We start from the raw sequence: 23,843 nt of genomic DNA on the forward strand, positions 1-23,843 counted from the left end.
CATGAGAGGACTGATAATACTGTTTATTTTGCTTGGGTCGTATACGCTATACGCCCAGGATCAACTTGTTACCGTTCAGGGTGATACACTTTCAGGGACTATTGAAATTTTATTCCCTGAGGAATTATATGAGGAAATAATTTTTGATGACGGATCAGATAAAAAGCGTCTGAAAGCCTATGAGTTCCAAAGCATCATTAAGGACGGTCAGAAATACAGAACCATCAAGCAAGGGGATAAATATCGGATCATGATGCTGGAGAAAGATGGATACCTGAGTCTTTACAGGTTTCGCATCGATAAGAACTTCGCTTTTGCCGGCACCTACCTGTATAAGATGGACGGGACGGGTATCGAAGTTCCCACCATGTTATTCAAAAAAACCATGACGAAGTTCCTGGACGGATGTAATGCGATCACTTTGGGACTGGAAGACGGCACATACAAGCGGAAAGAAATGGAAGAACTTGTGGATGCCTATAATGCCTGTATCGCATCCAATACTTCCAATCAAATGGCTGGTAGTCCTGCAGGAATCACAACCACCGTTGCAGTTGATACAGAAGTGATGGCACAGGCAAATGATATTTTGAAGGGAGCCAAAGAAATGGGCGATGACGAATTAACCACCATGATTAATGATGTTGTCAAGCGCCTGGGCACTGGCGAGGAAATTCCACCCTATCTTAAAAAGGCCATAGAGGGGCATGTAACCGAATCACATGCTTTATATCAGCAGGTTACAGGGTTTTTGTCGCTGCTCTGATCAAAGAATATCGTCCCAGTTTGAATTAAGCGATACTACCGTGTGGTGTGCTGTCAGGTCGAACTGACATGGCACCACCGAAACGTAGTTATTGGCAATCGCCCATTCATCATTGTCCTCACCCTTATCATGATTGACGAAATTGCCCGCCAGCCAGAAATATCTGCGGCCGTTGGGATCGTACCTTAAATCGAATTCTTCCTGCCAACGTGCTCGGGCCTGCCGGCAAATTTTTATTCCCCTGATGGATTCATTCCTTTTAGGTGGAAAATTCACATTAAGGGCAACTCCCTCATTCAGACCGTCCTTAAGGACTTTTTTCGTGATGGTGCGTACGTAATCAGCCACATGACTGAAGTCAGCATCAGATGCATAATCGCACAATGAAAATCCAATCGCCGGCATCCCTTCTATGGCACCTTCAATAGCAGCTGACATGGTTCCGCTGTAAAGCACACTGATGGATGTATTACTGCCGTGATTTATCCCGCTCACCACCAGATCCGGTTTGCGGTCCTTCAGGACAAAGTGCTTGGCTATCTTCACACAGTCTGCGGGCGTCCCGGAACATTCATAAGCTGCTACGCCCGGAAAGATATCATTTTCCTCCAGCCGGAGAGTATTGCCAATCGTGATAGCGTGCCCCATCCCGGATTGCGGTCCGTCGGGAGCCACAACCACCACTTCGCCAAGTTCACTCATGATACTTACCAACAGCCGTATTCCTTTGGATGTGATTCCATCATCATTTGAAACGAGTATAAGCGGCTTCTTCATTTAGTTACGAGTGAATTATAATGGGAACAAATCTTAATCAAATGATCCAGACGATCAAGCTTTAGACGCTCATCCTTCACAAATCTTCTGATTTCAGCGGCATGATCTCTGAAAATACGGTTCAAATCGCTCTTTTTACCATTGAACTCGTTGATCCTACCAGACCTGTCAAGGAAATAATAAGTATACACCATCTCCTCATTTGTATAGGTTGAATACATGTAGGGCAGGCTTCGCACAACCAGCTCCAGCTTTTCAGTTCGCAGCAGGGAGACATACGGACCTTCATAGGACAATTCAAAAATAAAAGGTGCCTCGTAGGTTCCCTGACTTTTATAAGGAAGTATATAGAATATCCTGTAGGACTGGATTATCTTGTCATAGATTTCAAAGGCCAGGATTTTCCGGGGGCTGAACGCCTGGACTGTCGATCCATCCCTGGTGAACTGGACCGACTGGTTTTCCATATTGTACTTTATTTCACCACTCAGGGTATCCCCCTCAAACAGGAAAAGGTTGCCACGGTGCCATACGTCAGTTGAATATGACTGTCCGTGCGCCGTAAACGCAGTTACCAGGAACCCGCAGAAAATCAACGTTACTATTCTACTTTGCATCGCGCAAGATCTGATGACCCATCTTGTCTCTCTTCGTAGTCAGATAACGCTCATTGAATTTGTTTGGTTTGATCTCTACCGGCACATTATCAATAATTTCAAGTCCGTAACCGATAAGGCCAACTCTCTTTTTAGGGTTATTGGAGATAAGGCGGATTTTATTCACGCCCAGATCGCGCAAAATCTGTGCACCTACCCCATAGTCCCGCTGATCCATATCAAAGCCCAGTTTCAGGTTAGCCTCAACTGTATCAAGACCCTCTTCCTGGAGTTTATAGGCCTTCAGCTTATTCACAAGACCAATACCCCTACCTTCCTGGTTCATGTAAAGAACTACACCTTTACCAGCTTTTTCAACCATTTTCATGGCCGCATGCAACTGACCGCCGCAATCACACCTGCAAGACCCAAAAATATCACCGGTCACGCAACTTGAATGAACCCTTACAAGTACTGGTTCATCTTTCTCCCATGTGCCCTTTACCAGGGCGATATGATTATCTCCGGTATTCGTTTGTGTATAGGAAGTTAGCTTAAAATGGCCCCAGTCGGTAGGCATATCCACGTCCTCAACCTGCTTTTCGATAAGGGACTCTTTTTCGATACGGTATTGAATAAGATCCTGAATAGACACCAGCTTCAAATCAAACCGGTCAGCCACTAAACGTAAATCGGGCAGCCTTGCCATCGAACCATCCTCATTCATAATCTCTACCAGCACGCCAGCGGGCTGAAATCCTGCCAACCTGGCAAAGTCAATGGCAGCCTCAGTGTGCCCTGCGCGGCGTAAAACTCCCCCACGTTTGGCTTTCAAGGGAAAGATATGTCCGGGCTTACCAAGATCTTCCGGTCTTGTTTCCGGATTGGTTAGGGCTTTAATGGTTTTAGAACGGTCGTGAGCAGAAATACCTGTGGTGCAACCATCCCCCAGCAAATCAACCGAAACAGTAAATGGGGTTTCATAGGCCGCTGTATTTCGACCCACCATCAATTCCAGTTCAAGCTCTACACATCGGTCTTCTACCAGCGGAACGCAAATCAATCCACGGCCATGAGTGGCCATAAAATTTACAATTTCAGGTGTAATACTTTCTGCGGCACAGATGAAGTCACCCTCATTTTCACGGTCTTCATCATCGACTACGATAATGATCTTGCCATTACGTATGTCCTCAATAGCCTCAGGTATTGTATTTAGTTTTATTTTTTCCTCCATAAGATTCCAGCTGCGGCGAATTTACCGCATTTTTACCGCTTTAAAAACTCATCAGGGTTAACAATGAAATACCTGATGTCGTTCATATCTTTTCAATGTTTATTTGGGAATCACGATCCCCAGCACGTCTGCAAGCTGTTTCTCGGTTCTTTTAAGTTCCTGCTGGATGTGCAATAATTCATCAATTTCATCCGGATCAGTAGCATTTTTCAACTTCTCCTTATGTTCATCAATCAGCTTCTGAATGATACTGCGTTTCAGGCGGGCCATATTTGTAAAAAACATCCTTCCTACCAGATCCTCCTCAGAAGGAACGTAAATTTTAAACCGTTCAAACCACAGGCTGCTCACTTCATGACGATCGGAGATCAGATCCACCACGATCTTTTTTACTTCTTCCGAGCCATTTCGAATAAAATAATCTGCATCCACGGCTTCACCCGCCTGAACCCGTTTGGTGTACATGGTGAAGATTTCGCGATATATGGGGGTAATGAATTCAACATCCTCCAGTTCCTGTCGGGCTACTTCATGCATGGGCTGCTCCTCATCGTCGGGATGGGATCCAAATTTGATGAGCAACCGTATAAATTCACGTTCGTGCAGCGCTATAAGTTCTTCATGAGCTGCCGGCTGCTCCTCCGTTACAGGTTCCTGTGAATAATCGGGCAGTGGTGGCTCTGGCATATCGGGCTTACGCTGACTCCGTTGCTCCTTTATCATGAGCTTGTTGAGTTCAGACCAAAGCACTGATTCCTCCATCTCAAGCATCCGGGAAGTATCTTTTACATACACCGCCCGCTTCAGTCCATCCGGTATCTTCGAGATACTGTAAAGAATCTCCTTGATCGATTCTGCCCGTTTTATCGGATCACGAGCCGCCTCACTGGCATACAATGCCGCCTTGAAAGAAATGAAATCCTGCTCATGCTCTGCCAGATATTTCTGAAAACCCGAAGTCCCTAACTCACGCGAGTAACTGTCGGGGTCATGGCCTTCCGGAAAGACCACCGTACGCACATTCATTCCCGATTCCAGGATCATGTCAATCCCTCGCAGCGAAGCCTTTATCCCCGCCGGATCCCCATCATAGAGAACGGTGATATTCTTGGTAAACCGGCTGATCAGTTTGATCTGATCTGTGGTGAGGGCTGTACCTGAAGAAGCCACCACGTTGGGCAGATCTGCTTCATGCATCGAGATAACATCGGTATATCCTTCAACCAGGTAGCACTTATCCTGCTGACGGATGTGGTTCTTTGCCTGAAAAATACCATAAAGAACCTTGCTCTTGTGATAGACATCACTCTCGGGTGAATTCAGGTATTTCGGCTTATCGTCTTTTCGCAGTGTCCTGGCACCAAAAGCGATCACCCTGCCTGAAACGTTATGAATAGGAAAAATAACCCGTCCCCTGAAGCGGTCATAAACCTTGTCTTCAGACTTTCTTACGATAAGGCCTGCCTTTTCAAGCAATTCCTCCTTGTAGGCCCTGGCTGTGGCATCCTCGAATAAGGCAGTCCACTTCTCAAGACTGTAACCAAGCTGAAACTTTTCTATCGATTGTGAATTGATGCCCCGCTCACGGAAATAGCTTCCTGCAATGCTTCGACCTTCATCAGTATCACTGAGATTTCTTCTAAAAAAATCGGCTGCGTAATCAAGAACAATGTAGAGGCTTTCCTTTTCATTCTGAAGTTCCTGATCCTTATCAGACATCGTGGTCTCCTGAATTTCAATTCCATATTTACCGGCCAGGTAGCGGATTGCCTCCACATAACTCAACCCATCATGTTCCATCATGAAATTGATCGAGTCACCTGATTTACCGCATCCAAAACACTTGTAAATCCCTCTGTCGGGTGTTACTGAAAATGACGGTGTCTTTTCATCATGGAACGGACAGTTGGCCCATAAATATTTACCACTACCCTTTCGCTTCAGCGTAACAAAATCAGAAACGATATCAACGATATCCATTCGATCCTGCACTTCCTGTATAGTGGCCTTTGAAATCATACTGTAAATCTACTAAAATATATGGTGTCGTTCGATCCGATTTAATTTTTCGAATAATATGGTATATTCAGAATATCTAAGCCTTTTCAACATGAAAAAACCAATTATCCTTCAACTCCTGCTTGTTTTCAGCTCTTCTTTTGTCATCGCCCAGGATTCACAACTTGAAAAATTAAAAATGCTTTCCGGAACATGGCTGTTTTCTCCTGCCGACTTCTCATCGAGTGTTGACATGCCTTCACCACCCGAGACAATGATCACATGCAACGAGGTTACAGAAACCAATGGTCTTTATTGCATAGTCTATTCCAAAAATGCTACCGGCAGTTTTGAGCTTACGCAATCTGAATTAATGGCATATGACCAAATCACAGACAAAATTCACATGTTCTTTTACGATGGTAAAAGTGCTATACGTGCGGAAGGAAGTTTCAAAGGAAATTCGCTGATCTATGCCGACCTGGACATGAATGGAAATAAACTGATGGACGGCACCATTACCATTGAAAAAAATAAAATGACTCAGAAAGTGGTGACAGCCGGTGATAATCCTGCCTCACTAACATTGATCTTCCATAAGAAGAAATAAGGTAAAAGAATCCTTCATGCATTGCTGTAAAGGGAATAAATGACGTATTTTTGATGCTTCAACAAAGAACGGACAGACTGGAAATATGAAGTACGGAATTGAAGATGTTAAAAAGGCCCTTTCCACTGTAATTGATCCTGATTTAAAAAAGGATCTGGTGACGCTGAATATGGTGAAGGACATCGAGGTATTTAGTGATGCGGTAAAGTTCACTGTGGTACTAACCACCCCGGCATGCCCCCTGAAAGAAGTGATCCGGAAGGACTGTGAACGTGCCATCAATGAGCATTTGTCGCCTGAAATCCGGGCGGAGATCCTGATGACCTCAAATGTGACTACAACCCGGGACAAAGGACCTTTGTTGCCGGACGTTAAAAATATCATCGCTATAGCATCCGGAAAAGGAGGCGTAGGAAAATCAACTGTTGCCGCTAATCTGGCAGTTTCTCTTGCGCAACAGGGTGCCTCAGTAGGGCTTATCGACGCGGATATCTATGGTCCGAGCGTGCCAGTCATGTTCAATTGCGAACATGAACAACCCGGGGTTCAGCCCGTTAACGGGAAGAATATGATTATGCCACTAGAGCAATATGGTGTTAAGCTCATTTCCATTGGATTCCTCACGCCTGCCGACAATGCGGTCGTGTGGCGCGGACCTATGGCCAGCTCGGCACTTAAACAATTCATAAGTGATACGCTTTGGGGCCCCCTCGACTATCTTTTAATTGATCTGCCTCCCGGAACCAGTGATATCCACCTGACCATGGTGCAAACCGTTCCTGTGACAGGTGCAATCATTGTAACTACTCCGCAGAAGGTGGCGCTTGCGGATGCCAGAAAAGGACTTCAAATGTTCAGGCAGCCTCAGATCAATGTTCCTGTACTGGGGATTGTTGAAAATATGGCGTACTTTACTCCGCCTGAGTTGCCCGATAAAAAATATTATATTTTTGGCGAATCCGGCGGGGAGAACTTATCAAAGCAATACGATGTTCCTCTCCTAGGTCAGCTGCCGATAGAACAGGAAGTACGTGAAAGCGGTGATTCCGGTTATCCGATCGCACTGAAAAATACAGTTTCCAGTGAAGCATTCAGAAACCTTGCCGAGTCATTGGCCCAGCAGGTTGCTATAAGGAATGCCACACAGGATAAAACCAAACCAGTTGAAGTTCAATAATGGCCACTTTGAGCAAAATGAAAAAAGACGAGTTAGTTAAACGAATTGATCAGGCACTTGACAACATCCGCCCCTACCTGGAAACCGACGGGGGCAATGTTCAGATTTTAGAACTGACTGATGATATGGTCGTTCGTCTGGAATTGCTGGGCGCCTGCGGTAATTGCCCCATGTCTACCATGACCCTAAAGGCAGGTGTGGAAGAGGCCATCAAGAAGGCAGTACCTGAAGTAATTTCGGTGGAAGCCATCAATATCACCAAACCGGGAGACCCGCATGCGAAACTTCCCGATAATATGCTCTGACAGTGGCAAAATCCCGGCGAAATACATATAATTTATCAATCAGCCTGTTAATAACAGGCTTTTTGCTATTTATAAGCACTACAACATCTTTCGCCCAGGAAAAGTGTGCCATCAAGTCTTTCCAGGAATTGCAGAAAAATCAAAACTACGGCTACGAGGATCCAGCGCAATTTGAATCGTGGATGCGGGAAAAACTCAGGCAGTTAAGATCAAGGGAAGCCAATGAAAACCAGCCTCAATCAGCTCAACAGGTTATCACCATCCCGGTAGTCGTTCATATCATCAATGAAGGCGAGCTGATTGGCAATGGGACCAATTTGGCTGAAGAACAAATACTCTCCCAGATTGAGGTACTTAATGAAGATTTCAGACGCCTGAATGAAGACCGCGTCAATACCCCGTCTGTGTTTGAACCGGTAGCGGCAGATATCGAAGTGAATTTCGTACTCGCCGCCCGGGACCCCGAAGGTCTTCCCACGAATGGCATTGTTCGCAAGCAGGGAGACCGGAATATCTGGCAGCTCGCCGACAACTATGCCCTGAAAAATCTAAGTTACTGGCCGGCAGAAGATTATCTGAATATCTGGGTTACCGATCTGAATGATAACTACCTGGGTTATGCCCAGTTTCCTGTTTCCAGCCTTGCCGGGCTCGATAACGGCAGCGAATACCCATTCACGGATGGAGTAATTATTGACTACAGAGCTTTCGGGTCCAAAGAAAAATACCCGCCGGCCAATCTTATTAACCAGTATAACCTGGGACGAACCACCACCCATGAGGTCGCCCACTACCTGGGGCTTCGACACATTTGGGGCGATGGGGATTGCAGCGACGATGATTTTTGCGAGGACACCCCCCGTCAGGGCAACCCAAATTCAAATATCGGCGAACCATGTACCTTCCCGGGACCAAATAGCTGCAATACAGGACCGGGTGACCTGCCCGATATGTTCCAGAATTATATGGATTATTCAAATGATGCCTGCCTCAACCTTTTCACTCAGGACCAAAAAGACAGGATGCGTATTGTGCTCGACAATAGTCCGCGCCGACTGAGCCTTCAGTCTTCACTGGGAGCTGTTCCCCCTGTTATCGTCGCCAACGATATGGGGGTTCGGTCCATTGGTAGTCCGTCTGATTTCGTATGTCCCGGTCCCCTTATCCCGATGATCGAAGTGCGAAATTATGGCACGAATACAGTGAATTCTTTTGTTGTTGATATTGCAAAAAATGGAACTGTAATCGACACAAAAAATGTGAATGTCACCTTAGCTCCAGGCGAGATAACAACCGTTGAGATGCCGGTCGTTGAGTTTACTGGCGAGGGTGAAATATCCTTTTCCATCACAGGTGTAAACGGCGGATCTGATGGGAACCCTTTGAACGACAGCAAGTCAAAATATATTCAGGTATCTGATGAAGCATCAATCTCTATTGATTTGAATTTCAGCACATTACCAAATGATTGGATCATACAAAATCCGGACGGCCTGAGTACCTGGGAGCTCCAGCAAGCCGACAACGGAAACGCAATGAACCAGAGTCTTTACCTGAACCTTTTTGATTACGAAAATTATGGTGAACTGGACCTTTTCATTTCACCGGTAATTGATCTTACCGATGCCTCCCAGGCTTCACTTATATTCGATGTTGCCTATAGCGGATACCCCAGTGTAGATGCTAACTTCGAAGGCCTGATGATCACCGCCACCAGCGATTGCGCTTCTCCGATTTTCGCCAGCGACACGGTCTATTATAAGGTGGGATCAACATTGCGAACTGCCAGTTCAAGGACTTCACCTTTCACGCCCAGCGGACCAAATGACTGGCGTACCGATGTGGTAAACCTGACTCCCTACCTCGGCACAAAGGTGCGACTTGCATTTGTTGGAATTAACGGATATGGAAATAACCTCTATATCGATAATGTTCGTCTGGACATCGGATCATCAGTCCGTTTGCTTTCACCGGGCCCTTCCTATTGCGCTGATCGCACTGTTCCGCTTACCTTTGGAGTGGTGAACACCACTACAGAAACCATCAATTACTTTGAGCTTGATCTTCGTATCGATAACCAGCCCCAGGGTGTTTATGTATTCAACGGCAATCTGGCTTCGGGTGAAGAAATACAGATAACGACCGACATGCCGGAGCTTGCGCGAGGGTACCATTCTCTTTTTGCACAGGTGCGTAATATTAATAATTCGGGGGTCGGACTGGGTGAAAGCGGTGAATTAAGCCGGAGTTTCATTGTAAGCGACAAAACTGTTGAATTGCCAGTCCGCGAAAGTTTTGACAATTATGACCCTGAGGATCCTGCTGCCTGGCTTCCACTAACCCAGCCACCAACTACAGGATGGGAGTTGGTCTCTACCGGAAGCGGCCCTGCCATGGCTCTTTTTAATCAGAATAATAATAATCCCGGGGATTTCGATTACCTGATCGGTCCGAAATTTTCGTTACGTGATGCCGATAATGCCTTTATAACCTTTGACCTGGCGTATAAACGGGTAAATAGCACCTCCGATTCCTTCAGCGTACTTTTATCTGATGACTGCGGAATTAGCTATGACATCGTTCTCTTTTCAAGAACCGGTTCGGAGCTCGGCAATAATGATTTCAACGGACAGGAAGTTCCCGCATTACCACAGGATTGGGAGAAAATCACCATCAACCTGACACCTTACCTGGGGCAGGAAGACCTTAACATCGCCTTTCTGGGAGTGAACGGAAATGCCGGGGCAATATTTGTCGATAACATAGAATTCTTCGTGAGCAATCCGGTCGTTTCTGAAAACGGGACTCTTTTTCCCAACCCTTCAGTCAATGGACGCTTTAAGCTCACCTTCAATCTGCCTTCAAAAGAAAATGTGTTCATGCGTGTGATGGATTTAAGCGGTCGCGTGGTTAGTGAATATGAGTTTTCCGGGGTTCTGAATCAGACCTATGAATTCGATATGCAAGAGCAAAAACAGGGGGTCTATGTTATTCAGGTAAAAGGGGAAACTTTTTCCTTTGCAAAAAGGCTGATTCATGCGATATATTAATGAAAAGTGCATTATCTTGAGGGTTAATTTTATTTTTTACTTATATGAGCAAACTGCACGTAGCCGTACTTTTTGGCGGAAAATCAGTTGAACATGAGATCTCGATCAACTCAGCCAGAAATATTTTTGAATTTATAGACCGGTCGCGTTTTGAAGTATCCCTTATCGGCATATCCCGTACAGGCGGATGGTATCTGAAGAAGGAAGTAAACGCTGATATTTCGAGCGGGGAACCGCTGCGTCTGAATATGTCAGGTTCCCGCAAGGGTTTTATGCGCCTGAATAATGAAATCCTACCGATTGATGTGGTTTTCCCGGTTCTGCATGGAACAGATGGTGAGGACGGAAGCATTCAGGGTCTCCTGACTTCGTTCGAGATAACATTTGTTGGTACAGGTGTTCTTGGTTCCGCAATGAGCATGAGCAAGCTTTATACAAAAAGACTTCTCGAAGCATCCGGAATTCCGGTAAGTAAATTCCTTACCTATTCTTTTGAAGACCGGTCATCAATCCGATTCGATCATATTGAAAAAAACCTTGGTTTACCATTCATGATCAAGGCCGCCAACCTGGGTTCATCTGTTGGTGTATTTAAGGTCAAGGAAAAAAAGGGTTTTGAAGCAATAGTGGATGAGGTCTTTAAATTTGATCATACGCTGCTTTTCGAAGAGTTTGTGGAAGGCAGGGAGCTCGAATGTGCGGTTATGGGGAACCGGGACGTGAAGGCCTCACTTCCAGGCGAGGTTGTGGTAAGTTCAGATTATGAATTTTATACCTATGAAGCAAAATACCTCGATCCGGAAGCTGCGAAAATTGTGGTTCCGGCAGACATACCTGAAGATATCGCTGAAAAGATCCGGCAGCATTCCATTAAAACATATAAAACCCTCCATTGTGAAGATTTTGCCCGGGTAGACCTTTTCCTGAAAAAGGACGGAACCATCCTGATCAATGAAATTAATACGATTCCCGGATTTACAAATTCGAGTATGTTCCCGATGATGTGGAAGGAAAGAGGAATTTCATTTCAGGATCTGATCAGTCAGCTTATCGAACTGGCTATGGAACGGCACGAACAACGGAAACGGATCGTGAAGTCAAGGTGACAGACGGTTTATTTTTTACGAAGGCAAGAATTACATAATTTAGAGCGTTATTTCTCAAATCATGAATATTTTTTCAAATAATATAAAAGCATTACTGATCAACCTGGGCATCATGAGTTTGCTGCTCCTGGGTGCACTGCTTATTTTCTTCTTTGTCTATTTACCAAATAAAACCAACCACGGCGAGACCGTGACGGTACCTGACCTGGAAGGCATTCATATGGATAATGTTGAACAGTATGTTGTACAACGGAACCTTCGTTATGAAGTCAATGATTCGGCATATTCAGATGATTTCCCTCCTCTGACCATTTTGAAACAGTACCCGAAAGCTGGCTCCAAGGTTAAGGAAGGACGAAAAATATTCATTTCTGTAAATCGTGTGAACCCGCCTTCAGTACCGGTGCCGGATCTGGTAAACCAGTCCTCACTGCGAAATGCAGAGGCCGTCCTGAAGAGCAATGAATTACGCAGGGGAAATATTGACTATAAGCCAAGTCCGTTCCTCAACCTGGTTCTGGAAATGTACCATGATGGAAAGATCATCAAAGCCGGGGACAGACTCCCCAAGGGCAGTGTGATAGACCTGGTGGTGGGTAACGGGTTTGCCCGTTCCAACATCCCTACTCCCGATCTGATCGGACAGAATTATGAAGATGCCACATTTATTATTCTGGGCTCCAGCCTTCAGGTGGGACAAGTCTCCCTTGAGGTTGACACCGCACGGACAAGGGCCGTGATCATCCGTCAATCACCCAAGGCCGGAACTGAGATCAAAATGGGGGATCCTATTGACCTTTGGCTGGGAAATCCGGCCGATACCGTTAGAAATGAACCACAAGCGATGCTGAATAATTGATGAAAAGAATCATAGCTTTTATCGTCCTGCTCACCCTCCCAATGATGACATTGCGGGCTCAGATAAAGCTAATTCCGATTCAGCAAGCGCAATATCAAAAGGCCGAAAACAAAGAAAGCAAATCCGGGATATCGGCTAAAACAGATAATCAGCCATTGATACTTCCGTTTTGGGAAGATTTCTCTGCCTCACGCACACTGGATCCGTTAAAGTGGCAAAACAGTGAGAATGTCTTGTTGAATGACGGACTCACCTTCACCCCTCCCAGCCTCAATGTGGCTAGTTTCGACGGACTGGATGCCAATGGCCAACCCTATGGCAGCGGTTCTGTCAGCGGATTGGTTGACAGCCTCTCCTCTACTACAATTAATCTGAGCGGCTATTCATTTGCCGATGACATTTACATGAGTTTCTTTTATCAGGCGGGCGGACTAGGGAACATGCCGAATGACGGTGACGATTCCCTGCGTCTGGAGTTCCTCAATAACCAGGGAAACTGGATCACCGTATGGCCGGTCGCCGGGGAAACTATTATGGATGGTGATTGGCATCAGGAAATTATTCCAATCAGCTCCTCTCAATTCCTTCATTCCGGATTCCGTTTCAGGTTTCAGAGTGTTGGAAACCTGACAGGAATGTTTGATATCTGGAACCTTGATTACATTTACATCAACCGTAACAGAAACCCCACGGATAGGTCGTATCCCGATCGGGCCATTAATGAACCGTTGTCTTCTTTCGTGTCAAATTATTTCGTAGTGCCCTACGATCACTATTTGGCCAGTCAAAATATTGAGCCCTATTTCTGGATCCGAAACCTTGTTACAGGCGTATTCAATCAGAATAAAGCCTATAAATACTTCTTCAATTATCAAATTGATGTGACAGATACATTGGGAAATACTTTTCAGTTTTCCGACAGTGAATTTGTTGAACCACTGGAAAGTCCGATCGGTATCGGGGAGACGGAACAGGTTGTCATACGGGAACCATTGGCTGACTTTGGTGGAATAGATGGCGGTGATTCTGCCAGAGTTTCCATTGAGATCATCCTCGATGCTGAAGACAACCGTCCGATCAGTGATGCCGGAGATTATGATCCTTCGAAATATGCGCCCATAGATTTCCGGATCAATGATACGCTCAGGTCCACTTATTTCCTTACCGACCTCTATGCGTACGACGATGGTACAGCGGAGGCAGCAGCAGGGCTTAATTTTGCGGCCGACAGACTGGCGGTTCAATTTGAATTGCTCCCGGACAGCGGGAGAATCACCGCAGTTGATATGTACTTCCCCTTTATCGGAAGTGAACCCGCCGGAAAATCGGTTGACCTGATTATCTGGAATGATGATGAAGGTGTACCTGGCGATGTTTTGTACCGTCAACAAACAACCATTCGGCGTGAAGGCGGACTGAACAACTTTGTTCGGTATGAACTGAACCGTTCTGTAAAGGTACAGGGCACTTATTATGTAGGGTATCGCCAGAATACGAACGGTGAACTGGGTTTAGGATTGGATTTAAACACCTTCTCGGGCACAAAAATGTTCTTTAACCTGGACATCCAGTGGGAAGAAAATTCACTTGTACCGGGAAGTCTCATGCTCCGACCCGTCTTTGGAAAGGTGGACGATGTAATTGTTGGTAATGACCCATTGATCTCGGAAGAATTACAGCTATGGCCGAATCCCAGCACTGATGGGAACTTCTATTTGAGGGGCAACGTGCACTCATGGACCGTGATGGATATCACAGGAAAATCGATGAAATCAGGAAATGTCACACCGGGTCTCGGTGATCCTGTGCTGGTGGATCTCAGCACTTTCCGGTCTGGATTGTATATTCTGCAGGTAAGGCTTTCCAATGGCCAGTATCAATCCCTGAAGATCTTCAGAAAATAATTCAGCCAATTATGAACGGTGCAGGGCTGAAGGATATCACAAAAATGAGCAAGGCAATCCAACCCAATATCTGACGAGTCCTGTTCAGCGGTTCTTCATCCGTCGCTCGGGGATGTTCGATGCCAATCAGGCGACTGATCATGAATGCAAACAGCAGCCAACCGCTGTAGCCCACAAGCTCAGGATAGATCATAGGAATGAGAAACTGCGCGGTAAACATAATCAGGGCGTACATCAAAGTAGTCTGCGGAGGTTTCTTGAAACTCCGTAACACATAATAGAGAAATCCCACATACAGCGGCGCCCAGAGGAGCTCTTCCTGCGTATCATTCGGAGTGAATAATCCAAGTCCGGCATAAAACAGAAATGCCGAGAAAATAATCCTCGCCACATACGAATGAGGCTTCCACCCTATTAGTCCGTACAGCACATGACCGCCATCGAGCTGTCCTATGGGCAGTAAATTTAATGCTGTAAAGAACAAGGCGAGGAATCCTGCAAATAGAAACGGATAATGTATAATTTCATTGGCCGGGGGAATGAAGTCATCCGTTCCTGGCAAAGTTTTCTCCATGGCCAGATACAGTAGATTCTTTCCTATAGCCAGATTGATCACCGAATCGGAGTCTGCCATCGCCGCGCCCTCCTGAATGCCTGATTCCGCATATTCCGGATGGATTTCATACAGATAGGATTGATCAGGTAAATGTGTGAAGCCGTATGCGAGTGAAAGAACAGCAATCACAAATCCGGCCAGCGGTCCTGCAATACCAATATCAAAATATTTCTTTTTCGACTGAATCTTTTCCCTGATCCGGATAATTGCTCCGAGCGTTCCGACAAGGAAAAATGGGGGCAGTGGAATATAGTAAGGCAGGGTTGTATCTACGTTATGCTTACGTGCAGTGAAGTAGTGCCCGAATTCATGAACTGTAAGAAACCCAAGGAATGGCAGGGTAAAAAGTAAACCTTCCTGAAAATCCTTCCAGGTAAATTCGGTGAATCCCGGGAGTTTACCGCGCATCCAGTATTCCCCGGAAAGAGTGACTGTAACGAAGGTTGTAAGAAACAATACCAGCTGAATGATGTAGATGCGCTTAATTCCTTTCATATATCAACACCTCAATTATACGTGCAAACAATACGTGAAACAATGTTTCCATCATTTCATTAATCAACAAAAACCGGTTTTTGTTTGTAATTTCCGGTAATCTCCCCCCTCAGGGGATGCAACTATCAAAAACACGATTTTGTTGTACACCATATGGCGCGTTTATTCATTATTGTTCTTTTTCTTCTGTGCACTTTAGATGTTTCCGCACAAAAACTGCTTTTGGCGGAACAAAAGTTTGATGAGGGATTAATCCACTGGGCGCAGCGTGATTACAGCGAAGCGTTGAAATATTTCAATGATGCCATCCGAATTTATCCGAGGCTTGAAGAAGGATACCTGTACCGCGCGGATTGCAGGGCAGCACTGAATGACAATGAGGGCGCTATACAGGATTATATCCTGTACTTAAACTGGTTCCCCGAAAATCGGGAAGCCCTGTTTTCCTACAGTGAGCTAAACTACAGGCAGGGGCATTATGAGCAGGCCAGGGATGGATTCCTCCGCCTTAAAAAGCTGCCGGGGGGTGTCACCAACAGGGTTTATTACCGGCAAAAGGCCAACGAGGAAGGGGTCGAGGGTATTTTCACCACACAAACCAATGACCGGAGTTTCCTTGATAATTACCTTGGCCTCACCTACCGCGGAACCGGTCAGCTTGATAAAGCCATCTCCTATTTTGATTCTGCATTGTTTGTTCAACCGGAAAACTCAGACTACCTGACTAACCGTGCTGTTACCTACCTTGCCATGGGCATGCGCACAAAAGCGGAACAGGAATTGCGCAACGTTCTTATCATCGATCCCGGCCATACGATTGCAAAAAATACGCTGGCTATGATGATCGACGAGGAAGGCGACTCCCGCAAAGCCATTGAATTCTATTCGGAAGCTATCGCTGACAATCCGAATTCTCCCCATGCTTACCGAAGCCGTGGAAGGGCCCGGCTGCTGACCGGCGCCAATGAAGCCGCACTAAAAGACTTTAATGAAGCTATTGAGCTTGACCCCGACGAACCCACTACATGGCTGAACCGGGGGATAGTCCTGATGCGGCTCAGGTTTTACGAGGAAGCCTTTGCCGATTTTTCAAGGGCCATAGAACTGCGGCCTAATATGGCTTCAGCCTACCTCAACCGGGGCAATGTATTGTATCAGCTTGAGGAATATGGGAATGCCCTGAACGACTATGAGGTGGCACTGATGTATCAGAAGGACTATCCTCTTGCGCATTATCATAAAGGTATTACTCTCTACAATCTTGGTCGTCTGGATGAGGCCTGTAAAGAGCTCACAAAGGCCACAGGGTTATCCGTTGCAGCGGAGGCCAGACGCCGCATCTGTCCGGAATAAAACGCGCTGAGCATTGTTCCATGGGCTGATTTGATTATTTTGAATTCTATTAGCCCTGCCGAATGAGCCCGATTATTGAAATACTCCTTCTTCTTGCCGGTGTTGTTGCCGGGATTATTTTATCGATATCGGTGTTCCGGCTGCATCCGGCGATTGCCCTCGGACTGGCGGCGATTATTACAGGGTTTGTACTGGGTTTTGATATCCCAACCATCATGAATGCCCTGTACTCAGGATTCAGAAACGTGGTTTTAGGAGTAGGTATTGTAATTATCCTGGGCGCGGTTCTTGGCACATTGATGGAGCATTCGGGAGCCATGGACACGATCATCTCCTATGTATTACGCATTTTTGGAAGGGATAGACCACTGACTTCCCTTTCGGTTCTTGGCCTTGTGGTTGGGATACCGGTCTTCTGTGATTCCGGGTTTATCATTCTTTCAAGGGTTGCGAATGGCATGGCGGATCAGAACGGGATAAAACGACGCTATACGGCCATGGCACTGGCAGGCGGACTCTATACGGCCCATACCTTGATCCCGCCTACACCGGGACCTGTGGCAGCGGCCGGAAATTTAGGAATGGGCGGTGAGCTGGGTCTGGTTCTCGGAAGCGGCTTGCTGGTAAGTATCCCGATCCTGTTGGTACTGATTATGGGCACAACCTGGTTATCGAGAAATCATCGTCAGCAAACCATTGGACATCCTGAAAATCTTGTTCCTCATGCCGCATTACTCCTTCCGGTACTTGCCGCCATGATTTTAATTTCGCTGGGATCCGTTGCTTCCGCCCTGCATGAGGGTGAATTACCGCTGTGGATGAGTATTGTAGTACATCCGGTCACTGCCCTTTTCATCGGAACCATGATCGCATGGTTTCAGATCGGTGTTGAAAAAAGGAAGTTTACGCTTTGGAAGAAAGGTACTGCAGACGCGCTGCCGATTGTTTTGATCACCGGTATGGGGGGTGCTTTCGGACAAGTCCTGAAAGAAAGTTCATTATCAACCTCGTTGTCCGAGACATTTATCACCTCCGGCGGAACATTCGCTCATTTGTTGCTGATAGGATTTACAGGCGCGCTGATCATTAAAACTGCCCAGGGTTCGAGTACTGCGGCAATTGTAATTACCAGCTCAATTTTATTTCCGCTTACTGGCGGGTTATCCGGTTGGGAAACGGCGTTGCTGATTAGTGCAATCGGGTCGGGAGCAATGGCGATCTCCCATGCCAATGATTCCTACTTCTGGGTTGTTTCGAAATTTTCAGACCTGTCGGTACGCGAGAGTTACCAGTATTTCAGCGTGCTTACATTGGTGCTGGGGCTGACGGGCTTTGTTTCCTGCTGGATTTTATCGTTGATTTAGAGCAACCTGGAGCTGATGAAATCGGGAAGTGTATTGATATCCGTGAGATGATGCGTCTGGATACCCATTTCACCGGCTGCACGGATATTGAAGGGATTATCATCGATAAACAATGCCTGGGCACCCCGGATATCATGTTCAGCCAGTACGGCCTGATAAATGGCCTGATCTGGCTTTCGCAGTCCCATGCGGTGGGAATAATGTGCTTTTGTAAAGAACTGATCCAGTTCCTCGTAACCCATCTCCTGAACTTTCGAATGCACATAGCGCAGGTGGATATCATTGGTATTACTCAAAAGGAGAACTACATACTTTTCTGCCAGCTCCTCCAGCAAAGGGAACCTGTCTTCCGGAAAATCAAGAATCATCTGGTTCCAGGCCCAGTCGATCTGTTCATCGCTCACATTTGCTTTAAGAATCTCCCTCAGTCCGTCACGAAATTCAGCGTCGGATATAAAGCCCTGTTCATAGCGCAGCGGTATAGGATGGTGCAGCATTTCCTTCCAGTTAACTTCTGACTGTGGCGCCAATTCCTGAAATGCTTTAAAAGTCCGGGGCATATCCAGGTTGATCAGTACTCCACCCAGGTCGAAAATAATATGTGTCGGCTTGTTATTATCCACTTTTTGTTTTGTTTGAAAATACTATACAAATATGTAACATTGCAGTCACTTAACAAGTGAAAGGTGAAGATGAGCATAGCTCTCATCACCGCACGGCAGTGTGGAAATAGCGTTTGGGTCTATTCCCTATTCCCTATTACCCATTAGCTGCTCCGGGCCTATAGCTCAGTTGGTTAGAGCACCTGACTCATAATCAGGTGGTCCCTGGTTCGAGCCCAGGTGGGCCCACCTTCGCCCGCCATAGCTTTATACTGCTATGGCGGGCATTTTTATGCTCTTTTTGGCGGGCTATGGTGGGCGCAGCCCACTTCTTAGAATCAAAGCGAAGGCGGGAAAAAAGCCGCGACATAGTCGTGGCTTTTTTAGTTTGAGGATGCAGCAACAGGATACAGGAGTTTTGAGTGGAACGTTATTAATTTCCACCTGGGCGAGAAGTTTACCCTGAACTTGTTTAAGGATACCCACCTTCGCTTTGGCCTCAGTGGGCGAAGCAGGATACGGTTGTCTGAAAATGATTTATACTCACCAGGGCGAGAAGCCTGTCTGCCGGAGCCTTCTCTTTGATGCTTAATCCAGGTGCCTGTTAACTTTGGTTCTTGTTCCGAAAAATTATACCATAAATAACAGGAATAAAAATAAATATATAGGTACCTAAATGAATGTTAAAAGCTGCAACCGGGATTGCAATTGCGCTAATTATCGGAATTACCAGAATTTTATAAGCAATGTTTCTCTTCATGTTCCTGTCCACGGGAAACTTGAGATATTCGTTATTCGCTGTTAAATAATTCCATATGAAAAAGAGGGTAATACCCGTTATGATATGTGCCATTGCAAATATTCCCACAACAAAAAAATCATATCGGTACAATGATTTCAATTTGGAAATAAAGGGTATCAGGGAAATTGAAAACAGAAAAATGATATTTAAAACTATAATTGTCCGATTAACAAAACTCACCACATTGAAAATACGATGATGGATGATCCAGTAAATAGCGACGATCAGAAAGCTGGTGACATACGCAATTAAGGCAGGTTCCAGTTTTATTAAGAACGCCAACAAGCCATCCTGATTAAAGTCATGATCATCAGGGATATCTATTCCCAGGACCAGAAGTGTCAACGCAATTGCTATTACGCCATCACTTAAAGCATTAAGCCGCTCAGGACCAGTCTTTTCATCTTTCATTTCCTTCCACTTTATATTAATTCTTAATCAGTTGATTTTTCACCTTCGACCGCCTTGTACAATCCCTCAGATATATCAATCTCTGTATTAACAATGTCATCGATATGTTTCTGAAATTCAGGGAAGAACAATTCTCTGCGCAATTTCCAGAAAAGCCTAAACCCGGGCTGGTCCTTTACGCCTACGGCAGCCTTTGTAATTGATTCTTCTATGTGTGAATCGAGTGTTCCTTGCTGACTTAAATAGAAACTGTTTTGAAATGTCAGAAACAGGCCATGCAAACTGATGATTACCTGAAATCTTTCTTCAGAAGTTAATGAATCAGGATTTGCCATGAAATTATAGAACAGACTGCTTGATTGCTGATTATTCCCCATTTCAGTATACCATGAAGAAATGGTAGCGACCGTACTCGCAGCTGTTGCCGACTTTGTCGCCTTGGTGTTTTCTGTAAACTGAATACCGACAAAAATCAGTGAGATGACAATCGCTACGGCACCTACCACCTCGGTGACGATACTTATTTTCTGAAGTCTGTTTTCCATATTTCTCTTTGCTGCAGGAATCTTGTTGAACAGATAAGTTAGTTACAATACTACAACATCGCAATAGACAACTATCACTCCCCTCTCAGCACAGTTGAAGGATTCTTATTGGTGGTGACTGTTATCTGATACGTGAGCGTCAAAGATATCAGCATAAATAGCAATCCTCCCGAGAGTAAAAAACCTGTACCATTGATTGAAATATGATAGGCATAGTTAGCCAGCCACCCGTTCATAAGCCAATATGCCAACGGAAAAACGATGATCATCGATACCAGCGCAAGTATCATATACTCACGGCTTAATAACCGTAACGAATTTAACCAGTTGGAGCCGAGCACTCTTCTTATCGCCAGTTCTTTAAGCCTAAGTTTGATGGTATAGGCCATCATTCCGTAAAGACCGATAAATGCAATCAGTATGGCCAAAAAAGTGAAGGATGATATCAGTTTTAACTGTTTCTTTTCCTGAAGGTACTGTTGCTCCAACTCGTAATCAAGATTGCTGATTTCCAGGGGCTGGTCGGGGAAGGTATTTTTCCATAAGTCTTCAATCGAGCTATACAACCCGAAATGATCATCTGAATTTATTTTAACCAGCATATGGCGAACCCAGAGCGGTTCATAAGTGATGACTACGGGTCTGATTTGCTCATTCAGACTTTCCTGGTGAAAGTCTCTAATCACACCCGTTACAGGTCCATGCTGCAGGCTAAAATCTCCAATGGACCAGTTGATTTGCTGACCGATAGCCTCCTCAGGACTCCATCCCAACTTTTTACAGGCCGATTCATTAATGAGATAAGCCCGTTGCTTGGTTGCAAAGTTTTCCCACAAAACAGAATCCGGCTGATCTGTCGACTGCTGCAAATATTGCGGCAACTGACTGCCGGCTATAAACTCAATTCCTAATAACTCAGGGGCATTCAGATCCATTACCTGCATATCGGCAGAGATAGTGTTTTGCTCATCACCCAAAACCGTGACAGGCCCCTGATCTTTTACCGGCACAGAAGGCACCTCCATAACGGCCGTAAGATCGAGCACCCCGGATATCCTCTTCAATTCATTTTTAAAGCTTTTATATTTACGCATCACCTCTCGGTTATTATTCCTGAGAACCAGGATCTGATCACTTTCATAGCCGAGATTTTTCTGTGTCATATACGTGAACTGCCGTTGTATAATTACCATGCTGGTAATTAATAAAAGCATTGCCGAAAACTGCAGCCCTAACAAGATATACTTTTGTACACTCTTGTAACTGGCGGATGGTTTAAACCAGTTGCCGATCTGCCCAAAATCTATACGCATCATTGACAAGCCTGTAATTAATGCAGAAACGAGGGAAATAAGACCCGTCAGTGCAATCAGGCCTAAAACCATTTCCAAATAGGAAAACACAAGGCTGTGCCCAACAAATTGCTCAAAATATTTCAGGCCTGTTGTAAAAACTACGAGAGCGATGGCAGCACTGAAAAGAGCAATAATCAACGCCTCCAATACCATCTGAACTTTCATTTCTCCTTTTGGAGCCCCGAAGCTTTGTCTTAGTCCGAATTCCTTGATACGTTCAAGTGACTGTATGGTGTTGAGGTTTATGAAATTGACGGTTCCAATAATCAGCAAAAACAAACCGACAAAAATGAAGATGACGACGTACTTTATATTTCCATTGGCGACAATCTCCCTGCTCAAGTTGGAATGAAGATGAATGGAAGTAAGCGGTTGAAAATTTACAGTCAATTTATCTTCATCAGCCAAATTTTCATGGTCAGCAATGAAATCCGGCATTTTCTCCTGAATGGATTGAATATCGGCTTTATCTTTCAGAAGCATGTAAACATATGCCCAGCCTGTCCGTTCGTTCTCACTGTTAATGCTGGTGAGTAGTGTGATGGGTAAATGCGTATTTGATGGAGGGTCCTTTATGACTGCACTAACTTTGTAGGTTTCTTTGATGCCCAAATCATTGGAAATCTCCATGGTCTCACCAATTGGATCTTCACTTCCAAAATATTTTTGTGCAGAAGTGGTGGTTAGCACTACGGTATATGGTGTTAACGATTCTGCCAGGCTGCCTTTAACGATCTCAAAATCGAACAGATCGAAAACCTCCTTATCCACGGCATACGCATAGTTTTCTCTGAAATTATTACTGCCGATCTGAATGTCCCTGGTTCTGAAAGACTGAAAACGAACTAATTTATCAATCTGTGGAAAGCTGTTAGGCAATTCATTTACCCAGGTCTGGTTCATCCGGGCCCACTGGATGTCATAACCATTGGCATTTTGAAACCGATAAGTGACACGGTAAATCCTATCCACATTTTTATGGTACTTATCGAAAGACATTTCATGGGACACATAAGAAAAAATAGCCATGCAGATTAAAAAAGTCAGGGCCATTCCAAACACATTCATGGCTGTAGTCGCTTTCTTCCTCTTCATGCTACGCAGAATCACCCGAATGTAACTCTCGTACAGCGACCTGTAAAAACGGGGGCTGTTAAATGAAAATGGTTGCATAAACTGTACTACATTAAGCAGGTAAAAAATCGAGGCAAGTACTCTCCCATACTTGTGTTGATGCCGGGCAAAAGCTCAAACAGATTACCGTCGACAGCTTCCAGGAGCTCTTCAATTTATAAATATGCAATAACTTCTCCATTTTACTCAATCGTACTTATAACATTGACTATATAATTTTCAACCTTCCCAAAGTTACAATACGAACAACTTATAACCTTTACCCATCAGATCGGTAGTGGCCGTAAATCTGGATACGGCCATTTTGATACCCGGATATATGTCGCCGGGAAGCAGGTTTTGCTTCATCATGGACTGACCGCAGACGATAACCTGAATGCCGTTTCTTATAAGCTCCTCAAGCAGGGCGGCGTTCGGATTTGTCTGATCAAACCGTTGACTGTAGGTTGCGTCAGCCATCGCAATTGCAGTAGAACTGGAATAAACCACGATGGCCAGTTGAATATTTTCTCTGGGTACTCCTGCGTAAATGTGGAGATTATACATCCGGGCAGCGTAATCCAGCATATCGGCTACCTGGGTCTTGTCGGAATACCTGTGCCCCAGCTCAATCACAAATTTGTACTGCGCCGCGGGATCCGGTTTTTCGGCCTCAAAAGGGACCGGGTTCACTCCGCCATATCCCTGAACAGCCGGAAATACGATCTCCTGGGCCTGGGAAAGAGCAACTGAGAAAATTATCAGAAGGAGAAGAATAAAATGTTTTTTCATAGGATTATGG

General features: G+C 45.3%; 20 protein-coding genes and 1 tRNA gene. 11 read left to right on the forward strand and 10 right to left on the reverse strand.

Annotated elements, in window-relative coordinates; translation table 11 throughout:
- The first annotated feature begins 1 nt into the window (after window position 1).
- Window positions 2-766 (forward strand): hypothetical protein, encoded by a 765-nt coding sequence (locus LDX50_RS08350; RefSeq protein WP_225697985.1) that lies wholly within the window; start codon window positions 2-4, stop codon window positions 764-766.
- Here LDX50_RS08350 and surE read toward each other — a convergent pair whose 3' ends face one another.
- The 4 genes from surE to dnaG all read right to left on the reverse strand — a co-directional run bounded on the left by surE (window position 767) and on the right by dnaG (window position 5,395).
- Window positions 767-1,543 (reverse strand): 5'/3'-nucleotidase SurE, encoded by a 777-nt coding sequence (surE, locus tag LDX50_RS08355; protein WP_225697986.1) that lies wholly within the window; start codon window positions 1,541-1,543, stop codon window positions 767-769.
- On the reverse strand, window positions 1,540-2,160 hold the full coding sequence (locus LDX50_RS08360; protein WP_225697987.1) for a hypothetical protein: 621 nt from the start codon (window positions 2,158-2,160) through the stop codon (window positions 1,540-1,542). Before LDX50_RS08360 ends, surE begins: the two co-directional genes overlap by 4 nt.
- Window positions 2,150-3,376, reverse strand: a complete 1,227-nt coding sequence (locus LDX50_RS08365; RefSeq protein WP_225697988.1) for a bifunctional 3,4-dihydroxy-2-butanone-4-phosphate synthase/GTP cyclohydrolase II — start codon at window positions 3,374-3,376, stop codon at window positions 2,150-2,152. Before LDX50_RS08365 ends, LDX50_RS08360 begins: the two co-directional genes overlap by 11 nt.
- Window positions 3,377-3,475: 99 nt before the next feature.
- Complete coding sequence (gene dnaG / locus LDX50_RS08370) at window positions 3,476-5,395, reverse strand: DNA primase (protein WP_225697989.1); 1,920 nt, start codon at window positions 5,393-5,395, stop codon at window positions 3,476-3,478.
- A 91-nt stretch (window positions 5,396-5,486) separates the two neighbouring features.
- On the opposite strand from dnaG, the gene LDX50_RS08375 reads away from it, so the two are divergent.
- The 7 genes from LDX50_RS08375 to LDX50_RS08405 all read left to right on the forward strand — a co-directional run bounded on the left by LDX50_RS08375 (window position 5,487) and on the right by LDX50_RS08405 (window position 14,385).
- Window positions 5,487-5,984, forward strand: coding sequence for a hypothetical protein (locus LDX50_RS08375; protein WP_225697990.1), 498 nt, complete (start codon window positions 5,487-5,489; stop codon window positions 5,982-5,984).
- An 85-nt stretch (window positions 5,985-6,069) separates the two neighbouring features.
- Window positions 6,070-7,161: an Mrp/NBP35 family ATP-binding protein gene (locus LDX50_RS08380; protein WP_225697991.1), complete on the forward strand. Its 1,092-nt coding sequence runs from the start codon at window positions 6,070-6,072 to the stop codon at window positions 7,159-7,161.
- A gap of 17 nt (window positions 7,162-7,178) precedes the next feature.
- Entirely contained in the window at window positions 7,179-7,466 is a 288-nt protein-coding gene (locus LDX50_RS08385) for a NifU family protein (RefSeq protein ID WP_225697992.1), read from the forward strand.
- A gap of 62 nt (window positions 7,467-7,528) precedes the next feature.
- Window positions 7,529-10,516, forward strand: coding sequence for a T9SS-dependent choice-of-anchor J family protein (locus LDX50_RS08390; RefSeq protein ID WP_225697993.1), 2,988 nt, complete (start codon window positions 7,529-7,531; stop codon window positions 10,514-10,516).
- Window positions 10,517-10,560: 44 nt separating this feature from the next.
- Window positions 10,561-11,622, forward strand: a complete 1,062-nt coding sequence (locus LDX50_RS08395; RefSeq protein ID WP_225697994.1) for a D-alanine--D-alanine ligase family protein — start codon at window positions 10,561-10,563, stop codon at window positions 11,620-11,622.
- Between the two features lie 61 nt (window positions 11,623-11,683).
- Window positions 11,684-12,481 (forward strand): PASTA domain-containing protein, encoded by a 798-nt coding sequence (locus LDX50_RS08400; protein ID WP_225697995.1) that lies wholly within the window; start codon window positions 11,684-11,686, stop codon window positions 12,479-12,481.
- Window positions 12,481-14,385, forward strand: coding sequence for a T9SS type A sorting domain-containing protein (locus LDX50_RS08405; RefSeq protein WP_225697996.1), 1,905 nt, complete (start codon window positions 12,481-12,483; stop codon window positions 14,383-14,385). Before LDX50_RS08400 ends, LDX50_RS08405 begins: the two co-directional genes overlap by 1 nt.
- 1 nt (window position 14,386) lies before the next feature.
- Here LDX50_RS08405 and LDX50_RS08410 read toward each other — a convergent pair whose 3' ends face one another.
- The gene (locus LDX50_RS08410) at window positions 14,387-15,496 is read right to left on the reverse strand and encodes a site-2 protease family protein (protein WP_225697997.1); all 1,110 of its coding nucleotides are present in this window, start codon (window positions 15,494-15,496) and stop codon (window positions 14,387-14,389) included.
- Between the two features lie 222 nt (window positions 15,497-15,718).
- Here LDX50_RS08410 and LDX50_RS08415 point away from each other — a divergent pair, with 222 nt between their 5' ends.
- Together LDX50_RS08415 and LDX50_RS08420 are read left to right on the forward strand one after the other, a co-directional pair.
- A complete protein-coding gene (locus LDX50_RS08415) occupies window positions 15,719-16,849 on the forward strand; it encodes a tetratricopeptide repeat protein (protein WP_225697998.1) in 1,131 nt (376 codons plus the stop codon).
- 62 nt (window positions 16,850-16,911) lie between these two features.
- Entirely contained in the window at window positions 16,912-18,213 is a 1,302-nt protein-coding gene (locus LDX50_RS08420) for a GntP family permease (protein ID WP_225697999.1), read from the forward strand.
- Here LDX50_RS08420 and LDX50_RS08425 read toward each other — a convergent pair.
- Window positions 18,210-18,836, reverse strand: a complete 627-nt coding sequence (locus LDX50_RS08425) for an HAD family hydrolase (RefSeq protein ID WP_225698000.1) — start codon at window positions 18,834-18,836, stop codon at window positions 18,210-18,212. The two genes, LDX50_RS08420 and LDX50_RS08425, sit on opposite strands and share 4 nt — an antisense overlap.
- Window positions 18,837-18,990: 154 nt before the next feature.
- Here LDX50_RS08425 and LDX50_RS08430 point away from each other — a divergent pair.
- Window positions 18,991-19,064: transfer RNA gene (locus tag LDX50_RS08430), tRNA-Ile, on the forward strand.
- Window positions 19,065-19,419: 355 nt separating this feature from the next.
- On the opposite strand, the gene LDX50_RS08435 is transcribed toward LDX50_RS08430, so the two are convergent.
- The 4 genes from LDX50_RS08435 to LDX50_RS08450 form a co-directional block, all read right to left on the reverse strand.
- Window positions 19,420-20,028 carry a TMEM175 family protein gene (locus LDX50_RS08435; RefSeq protein ID WP_225698001.1) on the reverse strand — a complete coding sequence of 203 codons (609 nt, stop codon included), beginning with the start codon at window positions 20,026-20,028 and terminating at the stop codon, window positions 19,420-19,422.
- A 23-nt stretch (window positions 20,029-20,051) separates the two neighbouring features.
- A complete protein-coding gene (locus tag LDX50_RS08440) occupies window positions 20,052-20,573 on the reverse strand; it encodes a hypothetical protein (RefSeq protein WP_225698002.1) in 522 nt (173 codons plus the stop codon).
- A 74-nt stretch (window positions 20,574-20,647) separates the two neighbouring features.
- Window positions 20,648-23,023 (reverse strand): ABC transporter permease, encoded by a 2,376-nt coding sequence (locus tag LDX50_RS08445; RefSeq protein WP_225698003.1) that lies wholly within the window; start codon window positions 23,021-23,023, stop codon window positions 20,648-20,650.
- Between the two features lie 273 nt (window positions 23,024-23,296).
- Window positions 23,297-23,833, reverse strand: coding sequence for a DsrE family protein (locus tag LDX50_RS08450; protein ID WP_225698004.1), 537 nt, complete (start codon window positions 23,831-23,833; stop codon window positions 23,297-23,299).
- Between the last annotated feature and the right edge of the window lie 10 nt (window positions 23,834-23,843).

The organism is Fulvivirga sedimenti (assembly GCF_020328055.1).